The sequence below is a fragment of the Variovorax raffinosi genome, from assembly GCF_051216615.1.
Taxonomy (GTDB): domain Bacteria; phylum Pseudomonadota; class Gammaproteobacteria; order Burkholderiales; family Burkholderiaceae_C; genus Variovorax.
Map to the genome: position 1 here is coordinate 1 of NZ_JBPJZR010000022.1, position 14176 is coordinate 14176.

At 66.6% G+C, this 14176-nt stretch carries 10 protein-coding genes; 5 read left to right on the forward strand and 5 right to left on the reverse strand.

The genetic code is table 11. The features are described 5' to 3' along the window. Positions 1–280: 280 nt before the first annotated feature. From ACSFB7_RS36330 to ACSFB7_RS36340, 3 genes are all read right to left on the reverse strand, one after another. Positions 281–2152 carry a phosphoenolpyruvate carboxykinase (GTP) gene (locus tag ACSFB7_RS36330; RefSeq protein WP_435477185.1) on the reverse strand — a complete coding sequence of 624 codons (1872 nt, stop codon included), beginning with the start codon at positions 2150–2152 and terminating at the stop codon, positions 281–283. A 162-nt stretch (positions 2153–2314) separates the two neighbouring features. Continuing rightward, on the reverse strand, positions 2315–2467 hold the full coding sequence (locus ACSFB7_RS36335) for a hypothetical protein (protein WP_185546130.1): 153 nt from the start codon (positions 2465–2467) through the stop codon (positions 2315–2317). A gap of 111 nt (positions 2468–2578) precedes the next feature. After that, positions 2579–3778 (reverse strand): threonine ammonia-lyase, encoded by a 1200-nt coding sequence (locus tag ACSFB7_RS36340; RefSeq protein WP_435477186.1) that lies wholly within the window; start codon positions 3776–3778, stop codon positions 2579–2581. A gap of 115 nt (positions 3779–3893) precedes the next feature. Between ACSFB7_RS36340 and ACSFB7_RS36345 the strand changes: the two genes are divergently transcribed. The 5 genes from ACSFB7_RS36345 to ACSFB7_RS36365 all read left to right on the forward strand — a co-directional run bounded on the left by ACSFB7_RS36345 (position 3894) and on the right by ACSFB7_RS36365 (position 11259). Continuing rightward, positions 3894–6218, forward strand: coding sequence for an ATP-binding protein (locus ACSFB7_RS36345; RefSeq protein WP_435477187.1), 2325 nt, complete (start codon positions 3894–3896; stop codon positions 6216–6218). Positions 6219–6338: 120 nt separating this feature from the next. Then, a complete protein-coding gene (locus tag ACSFB7_RS36350; protein ID WP_435477188.1) occupies positions 6339–7949 on the forward strand; it encodes a S41 family peptidase in 1611 nt (536 codons plus the stop codon). Positions 7950–8106: 157 nt separating this feature from the next. Beyond that, entirely contained in the window at positions 8107–9267 is a 1161-nt protein-coding gene (locus tag ACSFB7_RS36355) for a nucleoside hydrolase (protein ID WP_435477189.1), read from the forward strand. Positions 9268–9425: 158 nt separating this feature from the next. Further along, the gene (locus ACSFB7_RS36360) at positions 9426–10277 is read left to right on the forward strand and encodes an amidohydrolase family protein (protein ID WP_435477190.1); all 852 of its coding nucleotides are present in this window, start codon (positions 9426–9428) and stop codon (positions 10275–10277) included. Further along, a complete protein-coding gene (locus ACSFB7_RS36365; protein WP_435477191.1) occupies positions 10267–11259 on the forward strand; it encodes a tripartite tricarboxylate transporter substrate binding protein in 993 nt (330 codons plus the stop codon). Before ACSFB7_RS36360 ends, ACSFB7_RS36365 begins: the two co-directional genes overlap by 11 nt. Before the next feature lie 50 nt (positions 11260–11309). Here ACSFB7_RS36365 and ACSFB7_RS36370 read toward each other — a convergent pair whose 3' ends face one another. Together ACSFB7_RS36370 and recQ are read right to left on the reverse strand one after the other, a co-directional pair. Beyond that, positions 11310–12191, reverse strand: a complete 882-nt coding sequence (locus ACSFB7_RS36370) for a LysR family transcriptional regulator (protein ID WP_435477192.1) — start codon at positions 12189–12191, stop codon at positions 11310–11312. Positions 12192–12204: 13 nt separating this feature from the next. Beyond that, positions 12205–14100, reverse strand: coding sequence for a DNA helicase RecQ (recQ, locus tag ACSFB7_RS36375; protein WP_435477193.1), 1896 nt, complete (start codon positions 14098–14100; stop codon positions 12205–12207). Positions 14101–14176 lie beyond the last annotated feature (76 nt).

Here is a 14176-nt window from a genome sequence, read left to right on the forward strand (position 1 = left end):
GGATTTTTGCATTGGGGAAACCGAAACCAAAACACTCAGCCAAAGATCGGGCGCTTTAACGGCCGTACGCAAATACCAAAGAGAACCAGAATCTCAGAGATTGCGAAGAAACGAGCCATCTAAGGCAGCAGCTTCAGCAGTAAGCAGCTCGCCAAGGATGTCGTTGGTCTCTTAAACCCAAATAAAAAGCCCGGTGAATTCAATTCACCGGGCTTCTTTCTATGGCTTTGCAGATCAATGCCAGCCTATGACAGGCCTGGCTGACCTCACATACAGAAGGTCAAGCCGCCAAACGCTGCTCAATCGCTGCCTTGGTCTCCGGCAGTTCCTTCGGCAGATGGTGTTCCAGCTGCTTGAACAACTCGGCGTGCAGCTTCAACTCAGCGTCCCAAGCCGCCTTGTCGATGCTGGTCACCGTGTCGAACTGCTGCGCGCTGAAATCCAGGCCGGTCCAGTTCAGGTCTTCATACCGCGGGCTCACGCCAGTGACGTGTTCGATGCCTTCGGTCTTTTCGCCTTCGATGCGGTCGATCATCCACTTCAGCACACGCATGTTTTCGCCGTAGCCAGGCCAGACGAACTTGCCGTCGGCACCCTTGCGGAACCAGTTGGTCGTATAGATCTTGGGCAGCTTGGCGCCCGAGGCTTCGAGCTTCTTGCCCAGGTCGAGCCAGTGCTGGAAATAGTCGCTCATGTTGTAGCCCATGAATGGCAGCATCGCGAACGGATCGCGGCGCACCACACCCTGCTGGCCAGCGGCGGCGGCGGTGGTTTCCGAACCCATGGTCGCCGCCATGTACACGCCTTCAACCCAGTTGCGGGCTTCGGTCACCAGCGGGACGGTCGTCGAACGACGGCCGCCGAAGATGAAGGCATCGATCGACACACCCTTGGGGTCGTCCCATGCGTCGTCGAGCGCCGGGTTGTTGATCGCGGATACGGTGAAGCGGGCGTTGGGGTGCGCAGCCTTGGCGCCGGTTTCCTTCGCGATCTGCGGCGTCCAGTCCTTGCCCTGCCAGTCGATCAGATGCGCTGGCAATGCCTTGCCCGGTGCGTCCTGCTCCATGCCTTCCCACCACACGTCGCCATCGTCGGTCAGCGCGACGTTCGTGAAGATCACGCTGTCGTTCAGGCTGCGCATGCAGTTCGGATTCGTCAGCATGTTGGTGCCCGGGGCCACGCCGAAGTAGCCGGCTTCCGGATTGATGGCGCGCAGCGAGCCGTCGGCCTGCGGCTTGATCCACGCGATGTCGTCGCCAATGGTCGTGACCTTCCAGCCTTCGAAGCCGGCGGGTGGCACCAGCATCGAGAAGTTGGTCTTGCCGCAGGCGCTGGGGAAGGCGCCGGCCACGTGGTACTTCTTGCCCTTGGGATTGGTCACGCCCAGGATGAGCATGTGCTCGGCCAGCCAACCTTCGTCGCGGCCCATGTTCGAGGCAATGCGCAGCGCAAAGCACTTCTTGCCCAGCAGCGCGTTGCCGCCGTAGCCTGAACCGTAGCTCCAGATCTCGCGCGTTTCCGGGTAGTGAACGATGTACTTGGTCTTGTTGCAGGGCCAGGACACGTCCTTCTGGCCGGCTTCGAGTGGTGCGCCCACCGTATGCACGCAGGGCACGAAGTCGCCGTCGGCGCCCAGAACCTCGTACACGGCCTTGCCCATGCGGGTCATGATGCGCATGTTGACCGCCACGTAGGGCGAGTCGGACAGCTCGATGCCGATGTGCGCAATCGGCGAGCCCAGCGGGCCCATGCTGAATGGCACGACGTACATCGTGCGGCCCTTCATGCAGCCGTCAAAAAGGGGATGCAAAGTGGCACGCATCTCGGCCGGGGCCATCCAGTTGTTGGTGGGGCCGGCGTTTTCCTTTTCTGCGGAGCAGATGTAGGTGCGGTCTTCGACACGTGCAACGTCGCTCGGGTCGGACACCGCGAGGAATGAATTGGGGCGCTTGACCGGGTTGAGCTTCTTGAAGGTGCCGGCGTCGACCAGTTGCTGGCACAGGCGGTCGTACTCTTCCTTGCTGCCATCGCACCAGTGGATGGCTTCGGGTTTGCACAGTGCGGCCATGTCGGCCACCCAGGCAATCAGCTTGGCGTTCTTGACGTATGAGGGCGCCTGAATGGTGAGGCCCTTCATCGTGGGTGCGTTCATCGGAAGTCTCCTAAGTTGAAAAATCGTCTTTCCGAACGGGGCGCCGTGCCTGCAAAGGCGTGGAGGTCCGTTTGAGAAAACGTTTCGCTTTGGGAGAGTGCGTCAGCGCGGGTTGCACGACCCGCGGACAAAGCCGCGAAAGCCTGTCAGTCAGTCAGGCCATCAGGCCAGGAAAACGGCGATCGACGCCAGCAGCAGCATCAGCACGCCGCCGGCCAGCGGGAGCACCAGGGGCATCAGGTGAACGACCGATTCGACGGCGTCTTTTTCGACGGCTGCGCCATGGCTCGGATCGACGGGAGTGGGGTTGGACATCGGGAAGTACCTCGAATACGCAATAGACAGACTGCCGGCATTTTACCGGCGGGTAGCCCTTGGGCGGTCTAGGGGGTTGCGAGCCCCCAGGCCGCGAGTGTCAAGCGGCTCTCAATGTTGTTCTTCGGCCTCGAAGCCGGCGTCTTTCAGTGCAGCCAGCACGCTGGCCAGGTGAGCCCGTCCACGGGTCTGCAGCACCAGCTCGATGTCGACGTTCTGCGCCGCCAGCATGGTGAAGGCGCGCTGGTGATGAACCTCGTCGACGTTAGCGCCTGCTTCGGCGACAGTGGCCGTGATTTCGGCCAGCGAGCCAGGCACGTCACGCGCGCTTACACGCACCCGCGCCAGCCGGCCAGCCCGCACCATGCCGCGCTCGATGATGGCCGCGAGCAGCATCGGATCGATGTTGCCGCCCGACAGCACCAGCCCGACGCGCTTGCCCTTGAAGCGTTCCGGGTGCCGGATCAGCGCCGCCAGGCCCGCCGCGCCGGCGCCCTCGACCAGTGTTTTTTCGATTTCGAGCAGCATCAGCACACCCTGCTCGATATCGCCTTCGTCCACCAGCAGCAGGTCGTCGACCTTGCTCGCGATGATTTCCTGCGTCAGCACGCCGGGTGTGCCCACGGCGATACCTTCGGCGATGGTGCTCTTGCCCTGCACATGGTGCGTGCCCTTGACCGCGTTGACCATGGCCGGAAAGCGCGTGGTCTGCACTCCGACGATCTCGATGCCGGGCTTGAGCTCGCGCGCCGCGACCGCCATGCCCGCGATCAGCCCGCCGCCACCGACCGCCACCACCAGCGTGTCGAGGTCAGGCACCGCATCGAGCATTTCGAGCGCCACCGTGCCTTGCCCCGCGATGATGGCCTCGTCGTCGTACGGATGCACGAAGGTCAGCCCCTCGCGCTGCGCAAGCTCCAGTGCATGCGAGCGGGCCGCGTCGAGCGTGTCGCCATGCAGCACCACCTCGGCCCCGAAACCGCGCGTGCGTTCGATCTTCACGCCGGGCGTGAAGCGCGGCATCACGATCAGCGCGCGCAGCCCCAGCCGCTGTGCGTGATAGGCCACACCCTGCGCATGGTTGCCGGCCGACATGGCGATCACGCCGCGTGTACCGTTCTGGGAAAGATCGACCAGCTTGTTGCACGCACCACGCTCCTTGAACGAGGATGTGAACTGCAGGTTCTCGAACTTCAGGAACACCTGGGCGCCAACAATTTCTGACAGCGTGCGTGACTCGACGCAGGGTGTATTGAGCACCTGACCTTGCAGGCGCACTGCGGCGCGCTGGATTTCTTCGATTCCGACCATGGCGGGCATTGTGGCTGGAATCGCACCATGAGGGTTTTTACCGTTGGGCGGTCTTCCCGAAGCCAAAAGTCTGCGTTATGGTCTCTCCACGAATTTCCTAATCGGAGGTTGCCTGATGGTCAAGCGTGCGGGTGTCGATGTAGTGGCTGCTGCGGTACGCGGGCAGGCATTGCCTTCGCCCGGCCTCAAGGAGGCGCCGGTGCTCGAGCTCATGTGCTCGCACTTCGTGCTCACGCTCGCCGCCAAGCAAGGGCCGCGCTTCAATGTGCGGCGCGATATCAACGGACTGCTGTCACTCACGGGCCGTCACCTGGTGTGGCCCGCCCCGGTGTTGCAGCGGTTGCGCGAGTTCCTCGGCCGCCGCTGCGCAGGCAACGAAGCGTGGAAGGGCGTCGAGAATTTCGATGGCCGCACGCTGCTCGAACGTCATGGCGTGTGGCGCGGTCCGTATGAGGAAGGCACGCTCTTCTTCTACCTCGATGAATACGCGAAGGACCAGCCCAAGGATCTGCTCTCGGTGCTCGCCGTCACACGCGACTGGCTCACGCATGCACTGCGCAAGCAGTCGACGCTGGTCGAGAAGAACATCGATGCTCTCGCAGGCCTGCTGCAGCTCAACAAGGCCGAGCGCGCGCTGCTGCTCTACGGCACGCTCGCGCGCTACCAGCGCGACCTGCGCTCGCTGCTGGTCGAGTTCAAGGTCAACAACGCGCCCGAGGCCTACGCGGCCATCGCCGACATCGCAGGCGTCAACGCGAGCGAAGTGGGCGAGGCCTTGCGCGCGGGCTCACGGCTCGAACGCATCGGCCTCGTCGAGAACCTGATCTCCGAGCACAACATCACCGACCTTGCCGACCTGATGAAGGTCAGCGAGAAGCTGCCGCCTGTGTTGATGCGCGAGTACCGCGACCAGAACGAGCTGATGGCGGTGTTCACGCGGCCTTCGGCCAAGAGCGCACTTACGCCGCACGACTTTTCCTTCGTCGAAGAAGACGCGCAGATGCTCGTCACGCTGCTGCGCGCCGCCGTCGCGCGCAAGGAGCCCGGTGTCAACGTGCTGCTCTACGGCCCACCCGGCACGGGCAAGACCGAACTCGCCAAGGTCGTCGCGCAGGCGGCCGGCCTCGAACTCTTCGAGGTCGAATACGCCGACCGCGACGGCAATTCATTGAGCGGCCGCGACCGCTACCGCTCGCTGCAGATCGCGCAGGTCTTCCTCAAGGGCAGCGCGCAGGCGGCCTTGCTGTTCGATGAAGTCGAAGACGTCTTCCCGCCGATCAGCACCGAGGCCGCGCAGTTCATGGCCCGCGCGGAACAGATCCCCGCGCCCACCAGCGGCAGCGTGAGCGGCAAGGCCTGGGTCAACCAGATCCTCGAAGCCAACCCCGTGCCCACGCTGTGGGTCACCAACCGCATCGAGCAGATCGACCCGGCCTTCCGGCGTCGCTTTGCGTACCACCTCGAACTCAAGTCGCCGCCGCCCGGCGCGCGCGAGCAGCTCGTGAAGAAGACGCTCGAAGGCGTGGTCGTGTCCGAAGCCTTCACCGCCAAGCTGGCCGGCCGCAAGGGCCTCACGCCCGCGCAGATCCGCACGGCAGTGCGCTTCGCGGGGCTGGCCCGCACCGACGATGCCTCGATGGAAGGGCTGATCGAGCGGCAACTGCGCAACGCCGACCTTGCCCTGGGCACGCTCGACACCGGCCGTGGCGATCGCCGCAGCGTCACCACCTACGACCTCGACATGCTGCATGTCGAAACCCGCTTCGAGATCCCGCGCATCGTCGAGGCGCTGAAGGCGCGCGGCCACGGCACGCTGTGTTTCTACGGCGCGCCCGGCACCGGCAAGACCGCGCTGGCCGAGCACATCGCCAAGGCCGTCGGCCGCCCGCTGATCGTCAAGCAGGCCAGCGACCTCATGAGCAAGTACGTCGGCGAGACCGAGCAGAACATGGCCGCCATGTTCAAGGAGGCCGAGAACGAAAAGGCCGTGCTGCTGCTCGACGAGGCCGACTCCTTCCTGCAGGACCGGCGCGGCGCGCAGCGCACCTACGAGGTCACCGAGGTCAACGAGATGCTGCAGGGCATGGAGCGCTTCAACGGCGTCTTCATCTGCACCACCAACCTGCTCGAACGGCTCGACCAGGCGGCGCTGCGGCGCTTCACCTTCAAGATCAAGTTCAAGCCGCTCACCAAGGAGCAGCGCGAGCGCATGTTCGTGGTCGAGGCGCTCGCGGGCGATGCCGCGCTCATGACCGGCGCCCTGCAAGCGCGGCTGGCGCAATTGCCGCAGCTTTGCCCCGGAGATTTCGCCGCCGTGAAACGGCAGACCGATATCCTCGCGGTCGAATTCTCGGCCGCCGAATTTCTCGACCAGCTCGAGGCCGAGCACCGCATCAAGCCTGAAGTGCGCGAGTCGCGCGGCATGGGGTTCGTGCAGTAGCAGCAGACAGCAGCAGACAGCGACAGAACAACGGGTGTGAAACCCGGGGAGCGCATCGGGGCAGACAGGGTCGCCCGATGCGAAACATCCGTCCGGCACCACGGGCACGAGGAGGAACACATGGGCTTTCGCAAGACAGACGTGCGGCGCTTGCCGCGTCCTGGGGCTTGGGCTGCGGCCGTCACGCTGGCCGTGGCCAGCCTGCTGGTGGGCTGTGGAGGCGGCGGAGGTGGGGGCGGCGGCTTGCCGCTCGGCCTGCTCCCCGGCGGCACCACGCCGCCACCCGCCGCCGGCGGCGATACCGGCATCGTTCCCTCGTCCACGGTGGCCGGCCTGTGCGCCGCGCCGCGCAGCGGCACCAACCCCGACACCCGCACGGCCTACCCCGATCGCCCGGGCTCGCTCGACAACGAAAAGAGCTGGGTGCGCGGCTGGATCGACGAAACCTACCTCTGGTACGGCGAAGTGCCGCCCACCCTCAAGGCCGCCGACTACGCGACGCCGGTCGCCTGGTTCAACGTGCTCAAGACGACCGCCACCACGCAGTCGGGCAAGGCCAAGGACCGCTTTCACTTCACCTACGACACCGAGGTGTACCGCCAGTTGTCGCAGGGCGGCGTGTCGGTCAGCTACGGCGCGGAGTTCGTGTCCATCGCCACCAGCCCTCCGCGCGAACTGCGCGTTGTGCTCGTCCAGCCCGGGTCGCCCGCCGACCTGGCCGGGCTGAAACGCGGCGCCAAGCTGCTGACCGTCGATGGTGTCGATTTCGTCAACGCCACCGGCTCGGCCAACGCCGCCACCATCAACGGCGCGCTCTCGCCGAAGGCTGTGGGCGAGACGCACAACTTCACGTTCCAGTTGGGCAGCGCACCGGCCGCGTCCTATTCGCTGAAAGCGACCACTGTCACGAGCAAGCCGGTGCAGAACGTCACGGTCCTCGACGTGGGCGGTGGCAACCATGTGGGCTACATGCTGTTCAATGACCACATCACGACCGCCGAACAGCAGCTCATCGATGCGGTGAATTTCTTCAATGGGAGCCCGGGCGGCATCCAGGATCTGGTGCTCGACATGCGCTACAACGGCGGCGGCCAGCTCGCCATCGCCAGCCGGCTGGCCTACATGATCGCCGCGCCGTCGGCAACGGCGGGCAAAACCTTCGAGCAACTGACCTTCAACGACAAGAACCCGTTCCGCTTCTCGCTGGCGCAGAGCCAGATGCCGTTCTACAGCACCACCAGCAACGCCCGCGCGCCCCTGCCAACGCTCGGCTTGTCCCGGGTGACCGTGCTGACGAGCTCGCAGACCTGCTCGGCCAGCGAGTCGGTCATCAACAGCCTGCGCGGCGTGGGTGTCACGGTCAACCTCGTCGGTGGCACCACCTGCGGCAAGCCCTATGGCTTCTATCCACAGGACAACTGCGGCACCACCTACTTCGCGATCCAGGTCAAGGGCGTGAACCAGTTGGGCTTCGGCGACTACGGCGACGGCTTCACGCCCAACTGCGCCGTGTCCGACGACTACGACCACCAGCTCGGCGACCCGAACGAAGCCCGGCTGGCCGCAGCCCTTGCATTGCGCAGCACAGGCTCCTGCCCTGCACGAGCGACGAAGGCGGCGACACAAGGCATCGAGAAGACCCAGCCGGCCGAGGCCGAGATGCCCTTCCTGATCGACCAGTCGCCATTGCGCCACAACCGCCTGCTCGAGCCGCTTCCCAACCCGGGCTGATCTTCTCCCCCCACCCTCGCGGAAAACCCCTAGGCCACGGCGCTTGCCACGCCCGTGGCAAGCGCCTTAGAGTTTCGCAAACGTTTGCGCAAAGCTTTGCGCAAACGTTTGTATTTCAGCGTTCCTCGACTGAAAACCAAATTCTTAGGAGCAGAAGATGCGCAAATGGATCGGGACGATGTTCGTCGTCGTCATCGCGGCACTGGCGGGTTGCGGCGGCGGGGGCGATGGGGGCGGCTTTGGATTCGGAGGGGCGCCGGGCACTACCGCGCAGAAGATCCTCATCGACAGCGACTACAACACCATGAGCGACGACGGCCAGCTCGGCGTCATGGCCGCGCAACTGCAGGCCACGGGCAAGGTCCAGGTCATGGGCATCAGCGTGGTCTCGGGCAACCAGTGGCTCAAGCAGGGCGTGGCCGATGCGCTGATGTCGGTCGAGCGGCTCGGCGTGGGCAACCGCATCGGCATCTACTCGGGCGCGAACTACGCGCTGAACCACACCTATGCCGACGTGCAGGCCGAAATGGCCGCGGGCGCGGGCGGTGACGGCTACCTGGGCGCCTGGGGCGGCCCCGAGCCCAAGAGCGACGCCGACCTCAAGCCCTCGCCCGATGGCTTCGCCACCCACACCACGCTGCAGCGCAAGAGCGCGGTCGACTTCATCGTCGACACCGTGAAGGCCAACCCGAACGAAATCACCATCCTGGCCATCGGCCCGCTCACCAACATCGCGCTGGCCGTGAAGCAGAACCCCGAGATCGTGCCGTTGATCAAGAAGATCATCTACATGGGCGGCGCCATCGACGTGCCCGGCAACACCACCAAGGCGGCCGAGTTCAACTGGTGGTTCGACCCCGATGCCGCGCAGTTCGTGGTGCGGCTGCCGATCCCGCAGGTGGTGGTGCCGCTGGACGTGACCGACACCGTGTTCCTGACCAAGCCGATCTACGACCGCATCGCGCACCCGGCCAAGCCCACTGCCGTGACGGACGTGTTCCAGAAGCTCAACGGCTACGGCTTCGACGGCAAGAACGGCTTCGAGACCAACCCCAACTACACCCAGAACATCTGGGACACGCTGACCCTGGCCTACCTGCTCGACCCGACCTACGCCACGCAGACGGTGGAGCGCTATGTCGACGTGGTGGCCAAACCGGGCGCCGCCGACAACGGCCGCTCCATCGGCTATGCCTCGCAGCCCTCAGGCCCGACGCTGCAGAAGATGACGGTGGTGAAGAAGTTCGACAACGCGCGCTTCTTCGAGCTGTATGTCGACCTGCTGACGCGCCCGGTGCCGGTGGTGCTGCCGAACTGACCGGCAACGGCGCGACGCGCGCGCTGTCGGGGCGCGCGTCATAAGCGCGGCTTATCCAAACGCAACCCGCAAACGCGTTCCCAACGGCTGTTGCCCTGCGGATACTCGCCCACGTTCGCACTCTGCGGACGCACAACGATTCCGACAGAGACAACACCGTGCCCACCGCAGCCATTGCCGCCATCGACAGCCACGCCCATGTGTTCGCGCGTGGCCTGCCCCTGGCGGCACAGCGGCGCCATGTGCCCGACCACGACGCCACGCTGACCGAATATCTCGCGCTGCTCGACGCGCACGGCGTCTCGCACGCGGTGCTGGTGCAGCCCAGCTTTCTCGGGACCGACAACGGCTTCTTGCTCGATGCGCTGCGCGCCTGCCCGCAGCGCCTGCGCGGTGTCGCGGTGCTCGATCCCCGGGTGGACGATGCCGCGCTGCACGCCATGGGCCGGGCCGGCATCTGCGGCGTCCGCCTCAATCTCGTGGGCCTGCCGCTTCCTGATTTCACGCGCGCCGAGTGGCCGCAGTTCTTTGCCCGTGTGCGCGCACTCGACTGGCATGTGGAGGTGCACCGCGAATCGCGCGATCTGGCGCAGGTGGCGCAGCCCCTTCTCGACGCCGGCTGCAAGCTGGTGGTGGACCATTTCGGCCGGCCCGAGTCGGCCCCCGCCATCGCGGACGAAGGCTTTGCGTGGCTGCTCGGCGCCGCGGCGTGCGGACGGGTCTGGGTCAAGCTGTCGGCCGCCTACCGCAACTGGCCTGCCGTGACGGCACCAGCGGCCGCCACGGCCGCGCGCGATGCCGCCCAGGCCCTGCTGAAGGCCTTCGGGCCCGAGCGCCTGGTGTGGGGCAGCGACTGGCCGCACACCCAGCACCGCGAGATCGCGAACTACGCCGCCGCGCATGCGCTGCTGGCCGACTGGGTGCCCGACGAGACCGCGCGTCGCCGCATCCTGGTCGACACGCCCGCGCAATTGTTCAAATTCAAGACAGGAGACATCGATGCCCCATGAACTCTCTCGCGCGCGCCTGTGGCGCGCCATCCCCCGTGCTTGCGCGGGCGCGGCCTTGCTGCTGGCCGCGCTGTCGGTGCATGCCCAGGCATGGCCGGCCAAGCCCGTCAGGCTCGTCGTGAGCTATCCGCCGGGCGGCACGGTCGATGCGGTCGCCCGCATCATCGCGCCCAAGCTCTCGGCCAGGCTGGGCCAGCCGGTGGTGATCGACAACCGCGGCGGCGCCGGTGGCGCCATCGGCGGCGACCTGGTCGCCAAGAGCGCGCCGGACGGCTACACCGTGATGCTCGACGCCTCCAACCACGCCCAGAACCCCGCGCTGCGCAAGATGCCCTTCGACACGCTGCGCGAACTGGCGCCGGTGTCACTGCTGGTGAAGGTGCCCAACGTGCTCGTGGTGAACCCGTCGGCACCGATCAAGAGCGTCGCCGACCTGATCGCACAGGCAAAAGCGAAGCCGGGCGGCATCAACTACGCCTCGTCGGGCAACGGTTCGGCGCAGCATCTGGCGGGCGAGTTGTTCGCCTCGATGGCCGGCGTCCAGATGACGCACGTGGCCTACAAGGGCGGCGGTCCGGCGCTCACCGACGTGATGTCGGGGCACGTTCCCGTGTTCTTCGCCAGCCTTGCGTCCAGCCTGCCCTTCATTCAGGGCGGCAAGCTGCGCGCGCTGGCCGTGACCGGCAAGACCCATGCGCACGCACTGCCACAGTTGCCCACCGTGGCCGAGGCCGGCCTGCCCGGCTACGAGGTCTACGAATGGAATGCGGTGTTCGTGCCGGCCGGCACGCCGGCGCCCGTGGTGGAGCGGCTGTCGAAGGAATTCGCGGCCACGCTCAACGACCCCGAGGTGCGCACCCGGCTCGAAGCGCTCGGCGCCGAGGTCATCGGCTCCAGCCCGGCCGAGCTCGACAGCTTCCGCCGCGCCGAGATCACCAAGTGGACCCGGCTCGCGAAGGACAACAAGATCCAGATGGATTGACGGCGCATGACGCAGGCCCCGATGCGGCCCGCTTCGCCCCGATTCGCCTTCTAGCCGTGCAGCAACGCGGCGAAAGCGTCCGCGAAGGTCGGGCGCGACCGCGCCAGCCACAGCGCCGACAGCTCGAAGGCCGGCAGTCCCACGCCATCGCGCACTTCGGCATAGCGCACGCCCTCGTGCTGCAGCGCGCGCACCGAGCGCGGCAGCAGCGACCAGCCCAGGCCCGCCGCCACGCAGGCCAGCACCGTCAGCGTGCGATTGGCGTCCTGCACCACCCGCGTTTCATGGCCGGCGCGGCGCAGCGCGCCGAGCAACTGGGCGCGCAGGGCGGGGATCTGCTCTTCCGGAAACCACACCAGGCCGTGCCGGGCGATGTCGGCGAGCGACACGCAGCCGTCGTCGGCCAGCGGCCAGTCGGCCGGCAGCGCGGCGACCATCGCCTCTTCGCCCAGCCGCAACTCGTGCACCCGCGCATTCACCGACACCGGCGGATGCAGCAGCGCGATGTCGATGCGGCCGCCCTCCAGCGCCGCCACCTGCTCGGCATTGCTCATCTCGCGCAGCACCACGTCGAGCTGCGGATGTTCGGCGCGCAGCCGGCGCAAGGCGTTCGGCAGCACTTCGTAGACCGCATGCGTCACGAAACCCACGGTCAGCCGGCCGGCCCGCCCGGCGCTCATGGCCCGCACGCGTTCGGCCGCGGTGTCGCTGTAGGCGAGGCTGGCGCGCAGGTCATCGATGATCGCCAGGCCCGCCGGCGTGAGCGCGGCGCCGCGGCGCGTGCGCGTGAACAGCCGCGTGCCGAGCTCCTGCTCCAGCCGGTTCAGCGTCTGTGTGAGCGCCGGCTGTGCCAGGCCGAGCCGTTCGGCCGCCTGTGTGAGGCTGCCTGCCTCGGCAACCGCAACAATGCAGCGCATCTGGCGGGTGTCCATGGCCGGGCCCGTGTCAGAACGCCTCGCAGACCCTCAGCACTTCGGTGCCATAAGCCTCGAGCTTCTTGGTGCCGATGCCGCTGATGCCTTGCAGGTCTTCGAGCGTGGCCGGCGCGCGCTCGGCAATCGAGGCCAGCGTCGCGTCATGGAAGATCACGTAGGCCGGCAGGTTGTGCTCTTTCGCGACCTCGGCGCGCCAGGCCTTGAGCGCCTCGAAGCGCTTCTTGCCGACGTCGTCCAGCTTGGCCGCCGCCGGCGAAGGCGCGCCCTTGGCGACTTTCTCGCGCCGCGACTTGCGCTCCGTCGGTGACGAGATCGACTCGCGCAGCGTCACCGCCGCCTCGCCCTTGAGCACCGCGCGCGAGCCTTCGGTGAGCTTCAGCGTGTTGAACGCTTCCGCGTCCACCGCCAGCGCGCCCGTGGCGATCAGTTGCCGCAGCACGCCGCGCAACTGCACTTCGCTGAACTCCGCACCCAGCCCGAAAGTGCTGATGCGCTCATGGCCGAACTGCTTGACCTTCTCGGTCGACTTGCCGCGCAGGATGTCCATGACGTGTCCTGCGCCGAAGCTGATGCCACTGAGCTGCTGCACGCGGTAGATGGTGCTGAGCAGCTTGCGCGCGGCATCGGTGCCGTCCCACACCTGCGGCGGGTTCAGGCAGTTGTCGCAGTTGCCGCAGGGCGTGCTCTTCTCGCCGAAGTAGCCCAGCAGGCGCACGCGCCGGCAGTCGCTCGCCTCGGCCAGCGACAGCAGCGCGTCGAGCTTGCCGCGCATCACCTGCTTGAATTCTTCGCCGGCCGGGCTCTCGTCGATCATGCGGCGCTGGTTCACCACGTCGTTCAGGCCGTAGGTCATCCAGGCGTCGGCGGGGCCGCCGTCGCGGCCCGCGCGGCCGGTTTCCTGGTAGTAGCCCTCGATGTTCTTGGGCATGTCGATGTGGCCGACGAAACGCACGTCGGGCTTGTCGATGCCCATGCCGAAGGCGATGGTCGCGACCATCACCACGCCTTCTTCGCGCAGGAAGCGGTCCTGGTGCTTCTGGCGCACCGCCGCATCCAGCCCCGCGTGATAGGGCAGGGCGTTGATGCCCGCGTCGCGCAGCGTCACTGCCAGCTCTTCCACCCGCTTGCGCGACTGGCAATAGACCACGCCGGCATCGCCTTCGTGCTCGCGCTCGATGAAGCGCAGCAACTGCGTGGTGGCGTCTTTTTTCTCGACGATGGTGTAGCGGATGTTCGGCCGGTCGAAGCTGGAGACGAACTGGCGCGCCTCTTCGAGCTGCAGCCGCTCGACGATGTCGGCGCGCGTCAGGTCGTCGGCCGTGGCCGTGAGCGCGATGCGCGGCACGCCCGCATAGCGCTCGTGCAGCACCGTCAGTGCGCGGTACTCGGGGCGGAAGTCGTGGCCCCACTGGCTCACGCAATGCGCCTCGTCGATCGCGAACAGCGACAGCTTGCCGCGCTCCTTCAGCGAATCGAGCTGCGACAGAAAGCGCGGCGTGTTCACCCGCTCGGGCGCCGCATACAGCAGCGTGATCTCGCCGCGCAGCATGCGGCGCTCGACGTCCTGCGTCTGTTCCCAGTCGAGCGTGGAATTCAAAAAGGCCGCGCTCACGCCGGCTTCGTGCAGCGCGCCCACCTGGTCGTGCATCAGCGCGATCAGCGGCGACACCACCACCGACACGCCATGCCCCGCGCGCTGCCGCGCGATGGCCGGGATCTGATAGCACAGCGACTTGCCGCCGCCCGTGGGCATCAGCACCAGCGCGTCGCCGCCCGCCACCACGTGGTCGACGATGTCCTGCTGGGCGCCCCGGAACTGCGCGTAGCCGAAGACTTCGTGAAGGATGTCGGCGGGTGCTGCGCTGCCGGGGGCGTCGTCGAGGGGATGGGGAGCAAGAGAGGACACAGGCAGCGAACGCGACAGGGCGCGAGGGCGAAAAAAGGGAAGGCGCCGATTGTCCCCCAGCGACACCGATATGACT

What these genes read in the sequence shown, in the direction of transcription:
- ACSFB7_RS36330 (WP_435477185.1), bottom strand. Translation starts at nt 2,152, where the DNA reads ATGAACGCACCCACGATGAAGGGCCTCACCATTCAGGCGCCCTCATAC.
- ACSFB7_RS36335 (WP_185546130.1), bottom strand. Translation starts at nt 2,467, where the DNA reads ATGTCCAACCCCACTCCCGTCGATCCGAGCCATGGCGCAGCCGTCGAA.
- ACSFB7_RS36340 (WP_435477186.1), bottom strand. Translation starts at nt 3,778, where the DNA reads ATGGTCGGAATCGAAGAAATCCAGCGCGCCGCAGTGCGCCTGCAAGGT.
- ACSFB7_RS36345 (WP_435477187.1), top strand. Translation starts at nt 3,894, where the DNA reads ATGGTCAAGCGTGCGGGTGTCGATGTAGTGGCTGCTGCGGTACGCGGG.
- ACSFB7_RS36350 (WP_435477188.1), top strand. Translation starts at nt 6,339, where the DNA reads ATGGGCTTTCGCAAGACAGACGTGCGGCGCTTGCCGCGTCCTGGGGCT.
- ACSFB7_RS36355 (WP_435477189.1), top strand. Translation starts at nt 8,107, where the DNA reads ATGCGCAAATGGATCGGGACGATGTTCGTCGTCGTCATCGCGGCACTG.
- ACSFB7_RS36365 (WP_435477191.1), top strand. Translation starts at nt 10,267, where the DNA reads ATGCCCCATGAACTCTCTCGCGCGCGCCTGTGGCGCGCCATCCCCCGT.
- ACSFB7_RS36370 (WP_435477192.1), bottom strand. Translation starts at nt 12,191, where the DNA reads ATGGACACCCGCCAGATGCGCTGCATTGTTGCGGTTGCCGAGGCAGGC.